The sequence below is a fragment of the Micromonospora sp. NPDC007271 genome, from assembly GCF_040634005.1.
GTDB lineage: Bacteria > Actinomycetota > Actinomycetes > Mycobacteriales > Micromonosporaceae > Micromonospora.
Genome location: NZ_JBEYER010000129.1, coordinates 1 through 17499, shown reverse-complemented (window position 1 = coordinate 17499; position 17499 = coordinate 1). Strand labels below are relative to the sequence as shown.

The following is a 17499-nucleotide window of genomic DNA, read 5'->3' as shown; positions in this document are numbered from 1 at the left end:
GTGGGGGGGGTGGGGGGGCCGGGCCCCCCCCGCCGCCCGGACCGCCCGCGTCAGGAACCGGCGGGGCGCAGGTGCTGCACCACGTCGGCGGCGTTCGGCTGGGTGGGCTGACCCGCGCCGTACGGGTTGGTGTCGTCCGGCCAGCCGGTCCAGTTCTTCGTGCTGTAGGCCGCGCCGATGTTGTCCGCGCCGACCGGGACCATCGGCACCTGCTCGACGAAGACCTTCTGGAGCGTGGCCAGGGCCGCGCTGCGCGCCGCGTCGTCGGTGGCGTTGGCGTACGCGGTGAGCGCCGCGGTGGCCTCCGGGTTGTCGAACCGGCCGAAGTTGCCGGCCGGGGACGCCGTGCCCACCGGCTTGAGCAGCCGGCCGTCCATCACCGTCTGGTAGATGTCGTACGGGGTGGCGCCGCCGTTGGTCCAGCGGAAGGTGGCGTCGAACTTGCCCTCCTCGACGTTGCGGAACCAGGCGTCCTGGTTGGCCTTGTCCACGGTGGCCGCGATGCCGATGTCGGACAGGTTGTCCTTCACGATCTCCAGGCTCGTCTGGTAGTCGGACCAGCCGGCCGGGTCGGTCAGGGTGAGGGTGACCGGCTTGCCGGACGGGTCGACCAGGGTGCTGCCCTTGAAGGTGAAGCCGGCGTCGGTGAGCACCTTCTTCGCCCCCTCCACGTCGACCTTGTGGTCCTGCCCCCGGTACTCGGGCGCGAGGTAGGCGTCGCCGGCCGGGCTGGGCAGGCCGGTGACGCTCTTCACCAGCGGGTGGAAGTAGCCGGCCTCGGCCTGCTGGAAGATGTCCTCCCGGTTGATCACCATGTTCATCGCCCGGCGCAGCGCCGGGTTGTCGAACGGCTTCTTGACCGTGTTGAGGTAGAGGCCGTGGATGCCGAGCACGGGCGGCGCCCACACCTTGTGGTTGGCCGGGTCCTTGCCGACGAAGACGGCCTGCACGTTCGGGATGAAGACGAAGCTCCACTCCGACTCGCCGTTGGCCAGCGCGGTGGTCTGCGCGTTGTTGTCGGTGTACGACGTGTACCGCAGCTCCTTGACCTTCGGCAGTTCCTGCCAGTACCCGCCGGTGCGTACCGACAGCGTGGTGGTCTGCGGGGTGAACGACTTCAGCGTGTACGCGCCGCTGCCCACCGGGTTCTTGTTGGCGTCGGTGGACGGCTCCTTGATCCCGGACCAGATGTGTTCGGGCACGATCGGCACCTGGGCGAGGATCTTCTGCTGGTTGACGAACTGCGGCGAGTCGAAGGTCAGGGTCACCTGGTTGCCGCTGGTGCTGACCGACGCGTACGGGATCGCGGCGGTGTTGATCGCCTCGTTCTTCTTGACCAGGTTGTAGGTGAAGGCGACGTCGGCGGCGGTGACCGGCTTGCCGTCGGACCAGGAGGCGTTGTCGCGCACGGTCACCGTGACCGACCGGTAGTCCGGCGTCCACTCCGCCTTGGTGGCCAGCCACGGCTTGAACGGCTCGGCCGGCTTGACCGGGTTCCACATCATCAGCGGCTCGTAGATCTGCCAGCGGTAGCCGAGCGAGGCGGCCGCCGAGGTGGTCAGGAACGGGTTGTGGTTCTCGGTCTGCGGGCCGTTGGGCATGCCGACGTTGAGCACCGTCGCGCCGCCCTTGTTGTCCCGGTTGCGGGTGTTGGCGGTCTCGCCGCAGCCGGTGAGGGCGACCGCGCCGGCGAGCGCGATGGCGAGGAGGTGCCGTCTTCTCATGGTGTCTCCCTCGGGTGCTCCCGCCGTGGGGAGCGGATCGGTGGTGGGTGGAGGGTGTGCGCCACCGCCACCGGTCGGCGTGGTTGCCGACCGGCGGTGGGGGGTGTGCGGTTCGCCTCAGGTGCGGCCGGTCGAGGCGCGCACGGTGAACGTGGTCGGGATGACGGTCGGGGTGTCGGGCAGGGGAGTGCCGCCGAGGTGGGAGATGAGGGCGCGGGCGGCGGCCGCTCCCATCTCCCGCAGCGGCTGGCGTACCGAGGTCAGCGGCGGGTGGGTGTGCCCGGCCAGGGGCAGGTCGTCGAAGCCGACGACGGCCACGTCGTCCGGGACGCGCCGGCCGGCGTCGCGCAGCGCCTGGAGCGCGCCGGCGGCGGAGAGGTCGTTGTGGGCGAAGACGGCGTCGAACGGCACGCCGCCGGCGAGCAGGTGTTGCACCGCGGCCCGGCCGCACTCGAAGGTGAAGTCGCCCTCGACGACGAGAGCGGGGTCGATGGGCAGGCCGGCGTCGGCGTAGCCGCCCGCGAAGCCGGCGAGCCGTTCCCGGGTGCAGCCGAACCGGCGCACGCCGGTCACCACCAGCGGGCGGCGGCGGCCGAGCGCCAGCAGGTGCGCCGCAGCGGCGCGCGCGCCGGACTCGTTGGTGGTCCGGACGGAGGGGAACCGCGGCTGGTGGCTGCGGTCGTCGATGAGAATCACCGGCAGGCCCCGCTCGTGCAGCGCGGTGATGTAGTCCAGGGTGCCCTCCGGCTCGACCACCAGCAGGCCGTCGAAGGACTTGGCGGAGACCTGGGAGGCGAAGCGCCGCATCGACTCGTCGCCCCGGGTGCAGGTGAACAGCAGCAGGCCGTACCCCTCGGACTCGACCACGTCGGCCGCGCCCTGGAGCACCTCGCCCATCCACGGCCAGGTGAGCGCGGGCACCAGCATGCCGACCACCCGGGTGCGGCCCCGGGCCAGGCCGACCGCGCGGGCGCTCGGCACGTAACCCAGATCGCTGATCACCGCGCGAACCCGGTCGGCGGTGCGGACGTCGACCTCGCCCTTGCCGTTGAGCACCCGGGAGACCGTCGTCTTGCTCACCCCCGCCCGGGTGGCGACGTCAGCGATGGTGATCGGCACGTGGCGCTCCCGTTGGGGCAGGGACGGGACGGGTGGTTCGGAACCGGTTGCGGAAGCGGTTCCATCGCAGTCAATCGAAGTGACAGCGGTCACGTCAATAACGCACAGGTAACGAAATATGGCTAACTTCAAATCCTTAAAAAAGCCGCGCCGGCCGGGGTCGCTCGACCGTGCGCCGACGCCCGTTCGCGCGGTCAGGCCGGCCGGCAGTACACGTCGCCGGAGTTGGCCTCGTGCGGCAGGGCGCGCAGGTACGCCGCCACCTCGGCCGCGGGCACCCAGCGCGGCAGGGCGAGCGCCATCTCGTCGCCGAGCGCGACGTTGAACCTGGTGAAGCCGAGCGCGGTGAGCCGGTCCAGGCAGCGCGGGGCCAGCTCCCGCGCGATGGTGGTGAACTCGAACGACAGCGCTGGCAGCGGTCTGCTCAGCCCGGCCAGCACCGCGTCCTCGAAGCCCTCCACGTCGATCTTGACGAAGTCCGGTACGCCGTGCGCGGCGATGAGGGTGTCGAGGGTGGTGCCGACGACCTCGATCTCGGCGTCCCAGGTCTCGCCCTCCCAGCCGCCGGCCCCGGCCGCCGACCGCACGAAGCGGGCGGACACGGTGGAGACCGTGGGGTTGGCGGAGTTGATGTGCAGCCGGACCGGGTCGGGTCGCGCCCCGCACGCCGCCTCGACCACCGTGACCCGTGTGTCGGCGGCGTAGAGCGCGCGCAGGGCCCGGACGCAGAGGGGCTGCGGCTCGACGGCCACCACCCGGGCGCCGAGCCGGCGGAAGCTGCCGAGCCGGTCGCCGACGTGCGCCCCGACGTCGAAGACCAGGTTCCCGGGGCGGACGAAGCCCGCGTAGAGGGCGTCCATCGCGGCGTCGCGGGCGGGGTCGCCGTAGTACGACTCCAGGGACCGGCGCAGGCCCGACATGGTCGGATCCTCCTTGAGCGCCTCGATCACCCCGTCCTGGCCGTCCACTGCTCCGACCGTAGCGACGCCGGGAGGAAGGTGAGCAGACTTCGCGGAATCCCGCCACTGCGGGTGGTGGTCCAGCCTCCTAGGATGCCTTAGCGGGTGTGACGCGTGCCCGGCCGGGCGGACGAATCCGTCGCCCGGCCGGGCACGCGGTTGGGGTTGAGACGCCTCAGGGGGTGTCCACGACCTCCTGGCCGAGCGGCCAGAGCGCCGCCGGCACCAGCTTGAAGTTCGCGACCCCGAACGGGATGCCGATGATGGTGACGCAGAGGGTGACGCCGGCGACGATGTGGGACAGTGCGAGCCACCAGCCGGCCAGCAGCACCCACAGCACGTTCGCGAGGCCGGAGGCGATCCCGGCGCCGGGCTTGGGGACGAGGGTGCGCCCGAACGGCCAGAGCGCGTACGAGGCGAGGCGGAGGGAGGCCACGCCGAACGGGATGGTGATCACCAGCACGAAGCAGATCAGCGCGGCCACCCCGTAGCCCAGGGCGAGGACGAGGCCGCCACCGAAGACGAGCCACAACAGGTTCAAGATGAAGCGGATCACGCGCTCCATCGTGGCTGGACCGTGCAACGGCCCGGGAACTCGGGGCCGGCCGGGCTCAGGACGTGCTGGCGATCTGGATCAGATTGCCGCAGGTGTCGTCGAGCACCGCGGTGGTGACGCCGCCCATCTCCAGGGGCTGCTGGGTGAACACCACGCCGAGCGACCGTAGCCGGTCGAACTCCGCGCGCACGTCGTCGACGGCGAACGAGGTGAAGGGGATCCCGTCATCGACGAGCGCCCGCCGGAACGGGCCGACCGCCGGGTGGCCGGCGGGTTCGAGCACGAGTTCGACGCCGTCGGGGTCGGCGGGGGAGACGACGGTGAGCCAGCGGTGCTCGCCGAGCGGGACCTCGGTCTTCTTCGTGAAGCCCAGCACCTCCGTGTAGAAGGTGAGCGCCCTGTCCTGATCGTCCACGAAGACACTGGCCAGGTTGATTCGAATCACGGTCCCTCCTCCGGGATCGGCCACCGGTCGACGACCGCGCGCAGCGGCCGGAAATCGGCGTGATGGAACTTGTAGCGGCCGCTTCGCTCGGAGCGCACGAGCCCGGCCTCCGCGAGGATGTCGAGGTGTTGGGAGATCGCCTGGCGGGAGGATCCGATGCCGTGTCGGGTCGTCAGACGGGCGCAGATCTCGAAGAGCGTCTGGCTGTCCCGCTCGGCCAGTTCGTCGAGGATCGCCCGGCGGGTGGGGTCGGCGATCGCCGCGAAGACGTCGATCACGGCAGGTTGAGCTGCCAGGACACCCCGAAGCGGTCGTTCACCCAGGCGAAGCGGGTGCTGAAGCCGTAGTCACCGAGCGGCATGAGTTCCTGCCCGCCCTCAGCGAGGGCCTTGTGGAGGCGGGTGAGCTCCGCCTCGTCCTTGCACTGCACGAACAGCGACAGCGAGGGGGTGAACGAGAAGCCGTGGTGCACGAAGCTGTCACTGCACATCAGTCGCTGCCCCGCCACGCGGAACTCGGCGAGCTGGACGGTGCCGGCGACGGCCGGACCGTCGCCCTCGTGCCGGATGATCGAGAGTATCTCGCCGTCGTCGAACAGCGAGATGTAGAAGTTCATGGCCTCGGTGGCGGCCCCTTCGAACATCAGGAACGGGGCGAGCGTGGTGTCGCTGTCGGTCATTGCCTGGACTCCGATCCTCGACCGGCCGGATGCCGGACCTGCCCGACAGATTAGGCAAGTGCCCACTTGCATGTCAAAGGTGGCGCTCCGGCCGGGTGTCCCCGCTCGTCCCAGCGGGGACACCCGGCGCAGGGTTGGTCGGTCAGGTCTGGTTGCCGGGCAGGTTCTTGTAGTCCTGCGGGCTGACGCCCTTCGGGCGCGGGTCCTTCTGGGTCTGGCCCCCGCCTTGTCGCGCGTTGGTCGACCCGCCGAGCGCCTGGATCATCTCGTCCTTGTTCATCTGGTCGACGTTCCGGATTCCGGCGCGTTCCGCCTGCTGGCGCAGCTCACCGGTCTTCATCTGGGCGGGATCGCGTGCCATCGCTCCTCCTTCGGGCATCCGATGGTCGGTCCACGGTCGGTTACCCGGCGGGCGCGGGTAGCAACGCCAGCGCGAGGATCCGGCGGGGGAAGTGTTCCATCTCGCGCGAACACGAACCCCCGGGCGATCCAGTACATGTCGCGCAAACGGCGATATCCGGCACCCCGGGATACCACCACATTCCGCACACGACCAACCCCCGTACCGGCCCGATGTCGCCGCGGCGGCGGCTCAGCCGGCGCGGGGCGCGGCCCGGCGGGATGCCGGCAGCACCAGGGGGGTGCCGGTCAACGGGTCCGTGAGGACCCGGCAGGGCAGGCCGAACACCTCCTCGACCAGTCCGGCGGTGACGACCTCGCCCGGATCCCCGGCGGCCACCACCCGGCCGTCGCGCATCGCCACCAGGTGGGTGGCGTAGCGGGCGGCCTGGTGCAGGTCGTGCAGCACCGCCACGAGGGTGCGGCCCTGCTCCTCGTGCAGCCGGGCGCACAGGTCGAGAACCTCGACCTGGTGGGCGATGTCCAGGTAGGTGGTTGGTTCGTCCAGCAGCAGCAGCGGGGTCTGCTGGGCCAGCGCCATCGCGATCCAGGCCCGTTGCCGCTGCCCGCCGGAGAGCTCGTCGACCGGGCGGTCGGCCAGGGCCGCCACCCCGGTGTCGGCCATCGCCTCGGCGACCGCCCGCTCGTCGGAGCGGGACCACTGTCGCAGCAGGCCCTGATGGGGGTAGCGGCCGCGGGCGACCAGTTCGGCGACGGTGATGCCGTCCGGGGCGACGGCCGACTGGGGGAGCAGGCCGAGGGTGCGGGCGACCTGGCGGGCGGGGCGGCGGTGGATGTCGGCACCGTCGAGCAGCACCGTGCCGTGGGTGGGGCGGAGCAGCCGGGCCAGGGCGCGCAGCAGGGTCGACTTGCCGCAGGCGTTCGGGCCGATGATCACGGTGAACGAGTGGTCGGGTACGGCCACCGTGAGGTTCTCGGCGACGGTGCGCCGGTCGTAGCCGATGGTCAGCGCCTCGCCGATCAGCCGGGCGGTGTCGGGTCGCATGGTGGGTGCTCCTCTCTCGTCCGGGCCGGTCACCGCCGGCCCCCGCGTTCGGCGGCGAGCAGCCAGGCCAGGTAGCCGCCGCCGAGCACGCCGGTCACCACGCCGACGGGCAGTTGGTGCCCGCCGACCGCGTGCTGTGCCAGCTGGTCGGCGGCGACCAGCAGCGCGGCGCCGAGGGCGGCGGACGGCAGCAGGTTCGGTCCCGGGGCGCGGGTCAGCCGGCGGGCCAGGTGCGGGGCGGTCAGGGCCAGGAAGGACACCGGGCCGGCGGCCGCCGCGGCGAGGGAGACCAGCAGCACCGCCGCGGCGAGCGCGGCGAGGCGGATCCGGCGTACCGGGACGCCCAGCGCGGCGGCGGCGTCGTCGCCCAGCTCCAGCAGCCGCAGCGCCGGCCCGCTGGCGAGCAGCACGCCCGGCAGCAGCACCGCCAGCGCGGCGAGCACCGGCAGCGCGTTCACCCAGCCGCGCCCGTCCAGGCTGCCGGTGAGCCAGAGCGCGGCGCGGGCCGCGTCCGTCAGCGGGGCGTGGGTGAGCAGCCACCCGTTGACGCCGGTGAGGATGGCGGTGACGCCGATGCCCACCAGCACGAGCCGGTGGCCGGCCGCGGCATGCCGCCCGGCCAGGGCATACAGCAGTGCGCCGGTGGCGAGCCCGCCGGCGGTCGCCGCGCCGCCCAGGGCCGCGCTGCCGCCGCCGGTCGCGACCACGAGCAGTGCGCCGGTGGCCGCGCCCTGGGTTACCCCGAGGACGTCCGGGCTGCCGAGTGGGTTGCGGGTCAGCGTCTGGAACACCGCGCCGGCCAGGCCGAGGGCGGTGCCGACGGCGAGCGCCGTGGCCAGCCGGGGCAGGCGCAGCTCGGTGACGACGAACCGGTCGGTGGGACTGCCGCCGCCGGCGAGCACGCGCAGCACGTCGGCGGGGCCGATCGGGTAGTCGCCGGTGCCGACGGCCAGCACGGCGAGGGCGAGGGCGATCAGCGCGCCGGCGAGGCCGACGGCGAGCGCGCGGGGCCGTAGGCGTAGCGACAGCCCACCCGGGAGACGTAGGACGATCACGTTCGGGCCGCCCGTCCATGCCGGACCAGGTGCAGGAAGAGCGGACCGCCGAGCACGGCGGTGACCAGGCCGACCTGGAGTTCGCCGGGGCGGCCGAGCAGCCGGCCGGCGATGTCGGCGGTGAGCAGCAGCACCGGGGCGTACACCGCGCACGCCGGCAGCAGCCGACGTGGGTCGGGGCCGGTGCGGGCGCGGACCAGGTGCGGGGCGAGCAGCCCGACGAAGACGATCGGCCCGCACGCGGCGGTGGCTGCGCCGCAGAGCAGGGTGACGGCGCCGATCACGGCGGCCCGGACCAGGCCGGGGCGGGCGCCGAGCGCGCGGGCCTGGTCGTCGCCGAGGGCCAGCGCGCCGAGCGGGCGGGCCGCGAGGAGGGCGAGCAGCAGGCCGGCCGTGAGGAAGGGCAGCAACGCGGGGACGGTGTCGGTGCGCGCGCCGGCGAGGGAGCCGACGGTCCAGAACCGCAGCCGCTCCAGCGAGGTGGCGTCGACCAGCATGATCGCGCTGACGTACGAGTAGAGGACGGCGTTGAGCGCCGCGCCGGCCAGGGCCAGCCGGGTGGGGGTGGCGTGCCGCCCGCCGGCCACCGCGTGCCCGGCGAGGGTGACCAGGGCGGCGCCGAGCAGGGCGTACCAGACCTGGTGGTGCAGGGCGGTGACGCCGAGGGCGACGGTCGCGGTGGCCACCGCGGCGGAGGCGCCCGCGTTGATGCCGAGCAGGCCGGGGTCGGCGAGCGGGTTGCGGGTGAGCGTCTGCATGGCCGCCCCGGCGACACCGAGCGCCGCGCCGGCGGCCAGGCCGAGCAGCGTCCGGGGCAGCCGCATCCGGTGCACGACGGCGTACTCCGGGGAGGTGGGGTCGGTGAGGCCGTGCCACACGTCCGCGAGGGCCAGGGGTTTCGCGCCGACCGCGATGCTGATCAGGGCGGTGGCGGCCAGCATCAGCAGGCCGAGGGCCAACCCGGCGGCCAGAGGTCCGGGCCGACGGGGCCGCGGCGAGGCGGATGCCGTGCCGCCGCGCGGTGAGGTGATGACGGACAGTGTGGACTCCGGTTCGACGGGACGGGCTTGACGGCTAGTTAGGTTAGGTTAACCTAACCTCGCTGTCCATGGTCGTTTCCCGACCCGTACCGAAAGACACCGCCATGCCCGAAACCCTGTCCGGCCGCCGGCTCTCCCGCCGCGGCCTGCTCGCCGCCGGCGGCGCCGCCGGCCTCGCCACCCTCCTCGCCGGCTGCGGACGCGCCGACGGCGCCGCCGCCACCGCTCCCACCGGCGGCCCCTGGTCGTTCACCGACGACCGCCAGCAGCAGGTCGAGGCGGCCCGCCGGCCCACCCGGATCGTCGCCTTCACCGGGGTGGCCGCCGCCCTGGTCGACTTCGGACTCGACGAGCAGATCGTCGGCGTGTTCGGCGAGACCCGGCGGGCCGACGGCACCCGCGATCCGCAGGCCGGCGACCTCGACGTGGACCGCGTCGAGATCCTCGGCAACGCCTGGGGCGAGTTCAACCTGGAGCGGTACGCCGCACTGCGCCCCGACCTGCTGGTCACCCACATGTACGACCCCGACGCGCTCTGGTACGTCCCCGACGAGAGCCAGGCTCGGATCCTGCCGCTCGCGCCGAGCGTCGCGATCACCACCGCCCGGGTGCCGATGACCCGGCCGATCGAGCGGTACGCCCAACTCGCCGAATCGCTCGGCGCCGACCTGTCCGCCCCGAAGGTCACCGAGGCGAAGGCGCGCTTCACCGCCGCCGCGGACGCCGTGCGCCAAGCGGTCAAGGCGAACCCGGGCCTTCGCGTGATGGCCGCCTCCGGCAGCCCCGACCTGTTCTACGTCTCCAACCCGAAGGTCAGCACGGACCTGATGTACTTCGCCGACCTCGGCGTCGACCTCGTACTGCCCACCAAGCTGGAGCAGGGCGACTACTTCGAAGCGCTCAGCTGGGAGAACGCCGCCAGGTTCCCGGCCGACCTGATCCTGCTGGACAACCGCAGCACCGCCCTGCAACCGAAGGACCTCGCCGCCAAGCCCACCTGGGCGCAACTGCCCGCGGTCCGCGCCGGTCAGGTCACGACGTGGGACGCGGTGCCCCGCTTCTCGTACGCGGGCGCCGCGCCGCTGCTGGAGAACCTGGCCCGCGCCATCCGGGACGCCGAGAAGGTCACCTCGTGACGCGCGCCGCCGTCCTGCGTATCGCTGCCAACGCGGCCCGGGCGGTGCCCGTCAGGACCTCAGGCAGTCCGTCGCGCCGTCCTGCCAGCCGTGGTCGTAGCGGCCCGCCACCCGGGCGATGAACTCCTCGACGGCCTGCTCGTCGAAGGTGTCGAGGCGGTGCAGCCGCTGCCAGCCGGTGAGGCCGATGCCGTGCCCCAGCGCCGGGTACGGGGCCACGACGGTGTCCCGCGGGTGCCGCCGGCCGAGGCGCTCCAGCGCACGGACGTCGTCGGCGGAGACGTCGGGGGCGTACTGCACCAGCACGTGCCCGTGCTCCAGGACGTGCACCTGGAGTTCCTCGGGCACCGGGTCCCGGTAGATGCCGGGGACGACCACCCGGGGCGAGTGCGGCCCCGAGGTGGGCGGCACGGTGCGGTACGGCTCGTGCGGCGCGCCCTCGTACGGGATGTGCCGGTTGCCCTCGAACGGTTCCGGCGTGCCGGGCACCCGGTCGCAGGGCAGGGCGCTGTCGTCGCGAGTCAGATCGAGCAGCACCCCGGCGCCGAGGCTGGACATGGTTACCACGCTCAGCGTGGTGACCACCACGCTGACCAGCGCGCCCCACCAACGACGGCTCAAGCCACGGCCCTCCCGGCGCGACGGCGGTTACGCACGATGACACCCAGCGGCAGCAGCACGTTCAGCGACGCGAACAGCAGCAGCGCGATCCCCTCCCACCAGTACGCGCTGGCCAGCGGCGCACCGATCAGCACCCCGCCGGCCCAGCCGAGGGTGACCTTGGCGCTCGGCCAGAGGAAGTGCCAGGCGAACCAGGCCATCCAGATGATCCCGGCGAGATAGAGCAGCCGGTACCAGCGCGACACCCGCAGGTCCCGGGCGTGCGCGTCGCGCAGGATGGTCGCCTCCGCCGGGGACAGCCGGCGGATCAGCCGTTTCAACGACAGCCGGGTGACCTGGTTGAGATTGCGGCACCCGGTGGCGGTCGCCATCACCAGGTACATGTCGGTGCGCAGGTAGGCCAGCGTCTGGAAGGCCAGCTTCACCGCCTGGCTGAACACCACCATGGCGAGGAACCGGACCAGCCCCGGCGTCAGGTCGATCCAGCCCCGCGACCAGGCGAAGCGCGGCGCGACGGCGGCGAACAACAGCACGGAGTCGATGGCCATGCCGGCCAGGAAGGGCCCGTAGCGGCGCTCGGGCGGCAGCGCCCACAGCCCGGACAGGTCGGTCTCCAGGACCGGAAAGATGCCGCGCCGCTCCACCCGTAGCCGCGACGGTACGCCGACGGCGGCGCCGGCCAGGGCGTGCCACACCTCGTGCACCACGGTCAGCACGACGACCACCACGTTGGTGATCAGCAGGCTGAGCACCACGTCGGGAAAGATGAAGACGTCCTCGTAGGTGGGCAGCAGCGACGGTTCGGCGGCGAACATGACCAGCGCCACGACCAGGCAGCCGACGTAGCAGGCCCAGGCGGTCCGGCCGAACAGCGGCCGGGCGTAGCGCGCGGGGATCCGCGAGATCGACCAGTGCCGGGCGGCGGCGGGTGCCCCGGCCTCGGCGGGCCGCCCGTCGATGACGCCCGCGTCGACCAGCACCGCCACGAAGTCCACCACGTCGACGGCCTCGCCGGTCTCGCGTTCCACCTGCTCGGCGGCCTCGGCGATGGTGTGGCCGGCGGCGAACAGCGCCACCAGCCGGGCCCCGACCTCGGGCACCACCACGAACGTGCCGGTCGCCGGGTCACCGACGACGTACTCGTCCTCGTCCTCGCGCCGGACCACCAGGTGGGCGACCCGGGGGCGGCTGTCGGCGTCGAGGGCGATCACGGGGCGCTCACCGTTCCTCCTCGAGCCAGCCGCACGTCTCGCACTTGCGGCCGGGCCGGGGGCGCACCGTGTAGTGGTAGGTCAGGTCGGTGAGGCTCAGGTGGAACATCAGGCCGCGGGTGCTCGTGGGGATGCCGGCGAGGTGGTAGACGGCGTCGAGGGCCGCCAGGTGACCAGTGAGGTTGGCCGACGGGGCGATCACCGCCTGCCCATCGAACGGGAACAGCTCCTCCGGTTCGGTGCCGTAGTGCTCACGGAGCCGGTCACCGACGCTGGGCAGGCAGGCCTGGCAGCAGGTCTGCCCAGGTACGAACAGGCCGACCACGGTCATCGGCCCGGCGTACAGGGCGAGCATCCAGGGCGTGCCGGTGCGCAGGGCGGCGGTGTTGGTCCATTCGCAGATGGTGTGCCGGGGTTGATCGGCGCAGAGCACCAGCAGGTCCCGGTCGCGCATGAGCCGCGCCATTGTCTCGGTGGAGTCGACCCGGGTCTCCTCGCCGGTGACCGTCACCTGCGAGTTGAGCTCGCGCAGCCGCCGCACGGCGGTGGTGAGCTTCGGCGCGCCGACGTCCTGCTCGGTGTAGAGCAGCTGCCGGGTCAGGTTGCCCGGCTCCACGCGGTCGAAGTCGACGCAGTGCACGTCGCCGACCCCGGCGGCGACCAGCGCGGCGGCGACCGCGGAACCGGTGCCGCCGAGCCCGACCACGGTCGCCCGGCTGGCCTTCAGCCGGGCCTGCGCGTCGAACCGGGACGGGCGCGGGGTCAGGTCCACCCAGGCGTAGTAGGTGAGGGCCCGGTCGTACCGGTCGATTTCCGCCGGGCTCAGGTTCGCCGGTGGGGGTGCCGCCGCGTCCTCCACGTAGCCGGCGTCGATGATCGTCTGGAGCGCGTCGGCCATGTCCGCGGCGGTCAGGTCAGGCCGCTCGGCGGTCAGCGCGGCGATTATCTCGGCCCGGGTCCGGGTGCCGTCCATGAGGCCCAGCAGCGACCACAGGCTGCCGTCCTCGTCGTCGATCTCCGCGCCGATGCCCAATTGCCGCCCGCCGATGTTGATCAGTGTGGGGGTCAGCCGCACCGGTTTGTGAATTCCCTTGATCCGTGGCCGCCGCATCGCGTCCCGCTCCTCCCGGATGAGCTCGGCCGGGGGGCGACGGACCGCCCCCCGGCCGAATTGTGATCAGCCGCAGGCGTCGCCGCGGCAGCCGGGGTCGATGATGAGGGCGGTGGTCTCGAGCTTCTCGAGCTTGCGCACGACGACCTTGGCCGGCTTGCGCTTGATCTGGACCTTCTGCTCCATGGCGTCCTCCAACGGAGTGAGCGGGATCTGACGCTGCGGTACCGCTCGCGTCGCCCTCATTAGAGCACCCGCGATTTCCCTTCACAACATTCAGACGCGTCAAATAGTGCGCCTTTTTGACAAACAATTGGGGCATTGTTGGAACGCGCCGGACGAACGATCTGTAAAGGCCGCGTGAATGCAGTTCTGTGGCATGGCCGACCCTGTCGGACAGATCATTTACGGGAGTTAGGTGGGACTATGCGTGATTGGCTGACAGGAAAGGCGGATAACCGTGGATGGCCCTCTGCGCGCCCGTTTGGCACGGTCTGCGGCCACTGCCGTCGAGGGCCCGTCGGCACCGCGCGGGGAGCCGCGCACCGGCCGCGGGGAGGCTCGCCGACCGACTCCCGCGCTTGCCCAAACGACCGTTAAGCTCAGGGGGTGGGAACCGACGAGCTCTACCCGACCGAGCGGCTGGTCGCCGCGCAGCGCGCCACCGCCGCCGCGGGGCTGGACGCGTTGCTTCTTACTCCCGGCTCCGACCTGCGCTACCTGACCGGGTACGACGCCCACGAGGGGGAACGGCTGACCTGCCTGGTGCTGCCCACCGAGGGGGAACCCACCCTGATCGTGCCGGTCCTGGAGCGTCCCGGCGCGGAGGCTTCCCCCGCCCGCGCCGCCGGTGTCCGCATCGTCGACCACGCCGACGGCACCGACCCGTACCCGCTGGTCCGCGCGGCCCTGCCCGACCCGGTGGCCGCCGTCGGGCTGGCCGACCGGATGTGGGCCGAGCAGGTCCTCGCCCTGCGCGCCGCGCTGCCCGACGCCGCCCAGCGGCTCGCCTCCGTGGTGCTGCGCGAGCTGCGGATCCGCAAGTCACCCGCCGAGGTGGGCGCCCTGGCCGAGGCGGGCGCCGCGATCGACGCGGTGCACCGGCGGATGGGGGAGTGGCTGCACCCCGGCCGGACCGAGGCCGAGGTGGCCGCCGACATCGCCGCGGCGATCCGGGCCGCCGGGCACGTGCGCGTCGACTTCGTCATCGTCGCCGCCGGCCCGAACGGCGCCAGCCCGCACCACGGCACCTCGGACCGGCCGATCCGGGCCGGCGAGCCGGTGGTGGTCGACATCGGCGGCACCATGCCGTCCGGCTACCGGTCCGACTGCACCCGCACGTACGTCGCCGGCGGGCCCGCCCCGGCCGAGTTCACCGACTACTACGCGGTGCTGCGCGAGGCGCAGCGGGCGGCGGTGGACGTGGTCCGCCCCGGAGTCACCGCCGAGGCGGTCGACTCGGTCGCCCGTGACGTCATCACCGCCGCCGGCTACGGCGACGCCTTCCTGCACCGCACCGGCCACGGCATCGGCCTCGACACACACGAGGAGCCGTACGTCGTGACCGGCAACCCCCGGCCCCTGGAGGCCGGGATGGCCTTCTCGGTCGAACCCGGTATCTACCTCGCCGGGCGGCACGGCGCCCGGATCGAGGACATCGTCGTCTGCACGACGGACGGCGGGCAACGGCTCAACACCACCCCCACGGAGCTCATCGCGCTATGACTGTCGACCGGATCCTCCCCACCGACGAGGCTCACGACCTACTGGACCTCGCCACCGAACTCGCCGACCGGGAACTCGCCCCGAAGGTCGCCGGCTTCGAGGAGCGCGCCGAGTTCCCCCGCGAGGTGCTGCGCACCCTGGGCCGGGCCGGCCTGCTCGGCCTGCCGTACGCCGAGGAGTACGGCGGGGCCGCCCAGCCGTACGAGGTCTACGTCCAGGTGCTCGAGATCCTCGCCAGCCGCTGGCTCGCCGTCGCCGAGGCCGTCAGCGTGCACACCCTGTCCTGCTACCCGCTCGCCCGGTACGGCACCGACGAGCAGCGCAAGCTGCTGCCCGACATGATCGGCGGGGAACTGCTCGGGGCGTACTGCCTCTCCGAGCCGCAGGGCGGCTCCGACGCCGCGGCCCTGACCACGAAGGCGGTCCGGGACGGCGACGACTACGTGGTCTCCGGCACCAAGGCGTGGATCACCCACGCCCGCGTCGCCGACTTCTACAACATCTTCTGCCGCACCGGGGGGCCCGGCCCGAAGGGCATCTCCTGCCTCCTCGCGGACCGCAACACCCCGGGGATCCACCCGCAGGCGGCCGAGCGGACCATGGGCCTGCACGCCTCTCCGGTCGCCCAGATCGCCTTCGACGACGCCCGGGTGCCGGCGGAGCGGCTGATCGGCGGCGAGGGGGCGGGCTTCACCATCGCCATGTCGGCGCTGGACTCCGGGCGGCTCGGCATCGCCGCCTGCGCGGTCGGCCTGGCGCAGGCGGCCCTGGACTACGCGGTCGGCTACGCGAAGGAGCGCCAGCAGTTCGGCCGGGCGATCATCGACTTCCAGGGGCTCGGCTTCGCCCTCGCCGACCACGCCACCCAGATCTCCGCGGCCCGCGCGCTCCTGCTGGCCGCGGCCCGGCTGCGCGACGCCGGCCGGCCGTACTCGATCGAGGCGGCGAAGGCGAAGCTGTTCGCCACCGACGTGGCGATGCGGGTGACCATCGACGCGGTACAGGTGCTCGGCGGCGCCGGCTACGTCGTCGACCACCCGGTCGAGCGGTACCTGCGGGAGGCGAAGGTGCTCCAGATCGTCGAGGGCACCAACCAGATCCAGCGGCTGGTGATCTCCCGCGCCCTGGCGAAGGGGTGACCGGCGTGGCCCCCTGCCCGCGGCGCGTGCGGCTCGGCGGGCAGGGTGCGGCGTGGGAGCGCTTTTCCAGGTAGGTTGCACCGCGTGGAGGAGATCGACCGCGCCATCGTCGCCGCGCTGACCGGGGACGGTCGGCTGTCGTACACCGACCTCGCCGAACGGGTGGGGCTGTCGGTGTCCGCCGTGCACCAGCGGGTCCGCCGGCTGGAACAGCGCGGCGTGATCAAGGGTTACGCGGCGCGCGTCTCGTTCGAGGCGCTGGACCTGCCGCTGACCGCGTTCGTGGCCATCCGGCCGTTCGACCCGTCCCAGCCGGACGACGCGCCGGAGCGGCTGGCCCACCTGCCCGAGATCGACTCGTGCTATTCGGTGGCGGGGGAGGACTTCTACCTGCTGCTGGTGCGGGTGGCCAGCCCGGCGGACCTGGAGCGGCTGCTCCAGGAGATCCGCACGGCCGCCAACGTCACCACGCGCACCACGGTGGTCCTCTCGACGCCGTACGAGAACCGGCCGCCGCGGATCAGTGCCGAGCTGTCCGGTCGGCGGACCCGGACGGCGGCAGAGCCGGCTGGTTCCAGCGCAGGATGACCCGCCGGCCGTGCTCGTGACCGAGCACGCTGACCGTGGTGGTGTCCAGTCGGAGCAGCCCACCGGCGGACGGGGGCAGGCCGATCCAGCGGGCGCCGATCACCCGCAGGCTGTGCCCGTGGCCGACCAGGGCCACGGTGCCCCGGTCGAGCAGGGGAGCGATCGCGGCGAGCACCCGGTCCGCGCGCTCGCCGACCTGTGCCGGTGACTCGCCGCCCGGGGCGCCGTCGGCCCAGAGGTTCCAGTGCGGATTCTCCGCGTGGACGTCCGCCGTGGTCCGCCCCTCGTACTCGCCGTAGTTCCATTCGGCCAGGTCGGGGTCGGTGGCCTCGACGCCGAGGCCGGCGAGCTGCGCGGTGCGTACCGCCCGCTGCCGGGGACTGGACAGGACACGGGCGAAGCGGCGGCCGGCGAGCAGCGCGCCGAGCGCGCGAGCCTGCCGCTCGCCGTCGGGGGTCAGCTCCAGATCGGTGTACGAGGTGTGCCGGTGGCTGGCGCTCCAGGTGGTCTCGCCGTGCCGGATCAGCAGGAGCTCTCCCATTCGTCCAGTTAACCAGGCATCCCGGGGCAGCAGCCGGGGGCCTGGGCCGGCGGCGTCCGTCCGGCGTTCACCTAGCATCCTAGGACGCACTACAGGTGGTGCCCGCCCGCACACCCACCGGCCGCGTTTCAAGACATCGGCGACGGGGACGCGATGCGGAAGCGGGCCGAACGGCCCGGGCATCGAGCCAACGAAGGGAATGCCATGAGCTTCACCGACAAGGCCAAGGCCAAGGCTCAGGAGATGACCGGCCTCGCCAAGGAGCGGATCGGCGACGCCACCGACAACGAGAGGATGCGGGCGGAGGGCGCCAGCGAGCAGACCGCCGCCCGGGCCCGGCAGGCCGGTCAGAACGTCAAGGAGGCCGGCCGCGACGCCCGCGGCGCCTTCGGCGAGTCGCCGCGCAGCAGCGCGTCCACCAGCTGCGCCTGGAGCCGGGCGTCCC

At 72.8% G+C, this 17499-nt stretch carries 20 protein-coding genes; 5 read left to right on the top strand and 15 right to left on the bottom strand.

From position 1 onward, the window contains the following. Positions 1–50 precede the first annotated feature (50 nt). The 11 genes from ABZ570_RS30610 to ABZ570_RS30560 form a co-directional block, all read right to left on the bottom strand. On the bottom strand, positions 51–1724 hold the full coding sequence (locus ABZ570_RS30610) for an ABC transporter substrate-binding protein (protein ID WP_358071080.1): 1674 nt from the start codon (positions 1722–1724) through the stop codon (positions 51–53). Positions 1725–1841: 117 nt separating this feature from the next. Continuing rightward, complete coding sequence (locus tag ABZ570_RS30605; protein ID WP_358071078.1) at positions 1842–2843, bottom strand: LacI family DNA-binding transcriptional regulator; 1002 nt, start codon at positions 2841–2843, stop codon at positions 1842–1844. Positions 2844–3037: 194 nt separating this feature from the next. After that, positions 3038–3763: an FkbM family methyltransferase gene (locus ABZ570_RS30600; protein ID WP_358071086.1), complete on the bottom strand. Its 726-nt coding sequence runs from the start codon at positions 3761–3763 to the stop codon at positions 3038–3040. A gap of 214 nt (positions 3764–3977) precedes the next feature. Beyond that, a complete protein-coding gene (locus tag ABZ570_RS30595; RefSeq protein WP_358071076.1) occupies positions 3978–4358 on the bottom strand; it encodes a YccF domain-containing protein in 381 nt (126 codons plus the stop codon). 55 nt (positions 4359–4413) lie between these two features. After that, positions 4414–4800 carry a VOC family protein gene (locus tag ABZ570_RS30590; protein WP_358071084.1) on the bottom strand — a complete coding sequence of 129 codons (387 nt, stop codon included), beginning with the start codon at positions 4798–4800 and terminating at the stop codon, positions 4414–4416. After that, positions 4800–5081 carry a helix-turn-helix domain-containing protein gene (locus ABZ570_RS30585; protein WP_358071074.1) on the bottom strand — a complete coding sequence of 94 codons (282 nt, stop codon included), beginning with the start codon at positions 5079–5081 and terminating at the stop codon, positions 4800–4802. Before ABZ570_RS30585 ends, ABZ570_RS30590 begins: the two co-directional genes overlap by 1 nt. After that, complete coding sequence (locus tag ABZ570_RS30580) at positions 5078–5482, bottom strand: VOC family protein (RefSeq protein ID WP_358071072.1); 405 nt, start codon at positions 5480–5482, stop codon at positions 5078–5080. Before ABZ570_RS30580 ends, ABZ570_RS30585 begins: the two co-directional genes overlap by 4 nt. 142 nt (positions 5483–5624) lie before the next feature. Beyond that, entirely contained in the window at positions 5625–5843 is a 219-nt protein-coding gene (locus ABZ570_RS30575) for a Rho termination factor N-terminal domain-containing protein (RefSeq protein WP_358071070.1), read from the bottom strand. 231 nt (positions 5844–6074) lie between these two features. Beyond that, positions 6075–6887, bottom strand: coding sequence for an ABC transporter ATP-binding protein (locus tag ABZ570_RS30570; RefSeq protein WP_358071068.1), 813 nt, complete (start codon positions 6885–6887; stop codon positions 6075–6077). Positions 6888–6916: 29 nt separating this feature from the next. Continuing rightward, positions 6917–7942, bottom strand: a complete 1026-nt coding sequence (locus ABZ570_RS30565) for an iron chelate uptake ABC transporter family permease subunit (protein WP_358071066.1) — start codon at positions 7940–7942, stop codon at positions 6917–6919. After that, complete coding sequence (locus ABZ570_RS30560) at positions 7939–8883, bottom strand: iron ABC transporter permease (RefSeq protein WP_358071082.1); 945 nt, start codon at positions 8881–8883, stop codon at positions 7939–7941. Before ABZ570_RS30560 ends, ABZ570_RS30565 begins: the two co-directional genes overlap by 4 nt. A 203-nt stretch (positions 8884–9086) precedes the next feature. On the opposite strand from ABZ570_RS30560, the gene ABZ570_RS30555 reads away from it, so the two are divergent. After that, a complete protein-coding gene (locus tag ABZ570_RS30555; RefSeq protein ID WP_358071064.1) occupies positions 9087–10118 on the top strand; it encodes an ABC transporter substrate-binding protein in 1032 nt (343 codons plus the stop codon). 51 nt (positions 10119–10169) lie between these two features. Here ABZ570_RS30555 and ABZ570_RS30550 read toward each other — a convergent pair whose 3' ends face one another. The 3 genes from ABZ570_RS30550 to ABZ570_RS30540 are packed head-to-tail and all read right to left on the bottom strand — an operon-like array spanning position 10170 to position 13061. Next, a complete protein-coding gene (locus ABZ570_RS30550) occupies positions 10170–10739 on the bottom strand; it encodes a DUF3105 domain-containing protein (protein WP_358071062.1) in 570 nt (189 codons plus the stop codon). Continuing rightward, a complete protein-coding gene (locus tag ABZ570_RS30545; protein WP_358071060.1) occupies positions 10736–11950 on the bottom strand; it encodes a hypothetical protein in 1215 nt (404 codons plus the stop codon). The genes ABZ570_RS30550 and ABZ570_RS30545 overlap by 4 nt, the downstream gene beginning before the upstream one ends. 7 nt (positions 11951–11957) lie before the next feature. Then, the gene (locus ABZ570_RS30540; RefSeq protein ID WP_358071058.1) at positions 11958–13061 is read right to left on the bottom strand and encodes a ThiF family adenylyltransferase; all 1104 of its coding nucleotides are present in this window, start codon (positions 13059–13061) and stop codon (positions 11958–11960) included. Between the two features lie 609 nt (positions 13062–13670). Here ABZ570_RS30540 and ABZ570_RS30535 point away from each other — a divergent pair. From ABZ570_RS30535 to ABZ570_RS30525, 3 genes are all read left to right on the top strand, one after another. Next, positions 13671–14786 (top strand): Xaa-Pro peptidase family protein, encoded by a 1116-nt coding sequence (locus tag ABZ570_RS30535; RefSeq protein WP_358071056.1) that lies wholly within the window; start codon positions 13671–13673, stop codon positions 14784–14786. Then, positions 14783–15925 carry an acyl-CoA dehydrogenase family protein gene (locus tag ABZ570_RS30530; protein WP_358071054.1) on the top strand — a complete coding sequence of 381 codons (1143 nt, stop codon included), beginning with the start codon at positions 14783–14785 and terminating at the stop codon, positions 15923–15925. The genes ABZ570_RS30535 and ABZ570_RS30530 overlap by 4 nt, the downstream gene beginning before the upstream one ends. An 84-nt stretch (positions 15926–16009) precedes the next feature. After that, positions 16010–16513: an Lrp/AsnC family transcriptional regulator gene (locus ABZ570_RS30525; protein ID WP_358071052.1), complete on the top strand. Its 504-nt coding sequence runs from the start codon at positions 16010–16012 to the stop codon at positions 16511–16513. Here ABZ570_RS30525 and ABZ570_RS30520 read toward each other — a convergent pair. Beyond that, entirely contained in the window at positions 16446–17054 is a 609-nt protein-coding gene (locus ABZ570_RS30520) for a histidine phosphatase family protein (RefSeq protein WP_358071050.1), read from the bottom strand. The two genes, ABZ570_RS30525 and ABZ570_RS30520, sit on opposite strands and share 68 nt — an antisense overlap. A 204-nt stretch (positions 17055–17258) precedes the next feature. On the opposite strand from ABZ570_RS30520, the gene ABZ570_RS30515 reads away from it, so the two are divergent. Continuing rightward, on the top strand, positions 17259–17499 hold a 241-nt coding region (locus ABZ570_RS30515; protein ID WP_358071048.1), incomplete at its 3' end, for a CsbD family protein.

What these genes read in the sequence shown, in the direction of transcription:
- ABZ570_RS30610 (WP_358071080.1), bottom strand. Translation starts at nt 1,724, where the DNA reads ATGAGAAGACGGCACCTCCTCGCCATCGCGCTCGCCGGCGCGGTCGCC.
- ABZ570_RS30600 (WP_358071086.1), bottom strand. Translation starts at nt 3,763, where the DNA reads ATGTCGGGCCTGCGCCGGTCCCTGGAGTCGTACTACGGCGACCCCGCC.
- ABZ570_RS30580 (WP_358071072.1), bottom strand. Translation starts at nt 5,482, where the DNA reads ATGACCGACAGCGACACCACGCTCGCCCCGTTCCTGATGTTCGAAGGG.
- ABZ570_RS30575 (WP_358071070.1), bottom strand. Translation starts at nt 5,843, where the DNA reads ATGGCACGCGATCCCGCCCAGATGAAGACCGGTGAGCTGCGCCAGCAG.
- ABZ570_RS30570 (WP_358071068.1), bottom strand. Translation starts at nt 6,887, where the DNA reads ATGCGACCCGACACCGCCCGGCTGATCGGCGAGGCGCTGACCATCGGC.
- ABZ570_RS30560 (WP_358071082.1), bottom strand. Translation starts at nt 8,883, where the DNA reads ATGCTGGCCGCCACCGCCCTGATCAGCATCGCGGTCGGCGCGAAACCC.
- ABZ570_RS30555 (WP_358071064.1), top strand. Translation starts at nt 9,087, where the DNA reads ATGCCCGAAACCCTGTCCGGCCGCCGGCTCTCCCGCCGCGGCCTGCTC.
- ABZ570_RS30540 (WP_358071058.1), bottom strand. Translation starts at nt 13,061, where the DNA reads ATGCGGCGGCCACGGATCAAGGGAATTCACAAACCGGTGCGGCTGACC.
- ABZ570_RS30530 (WP_358071054.1), top strand. Translation starts at nt 14,783, where the DNA reads ATGACTGTCGACCGGATCCTCCCCACCGACGAGGCTCACGACCTACTG.
- ABZ570_RS30520 (WP_358071050.1), bottom strand. Translation starts at nt 17,054, where the DNA reads ATGGGAGAGCTCCTGCTGATCCGGCACGGCGAGACCACCTGGAGCGCC.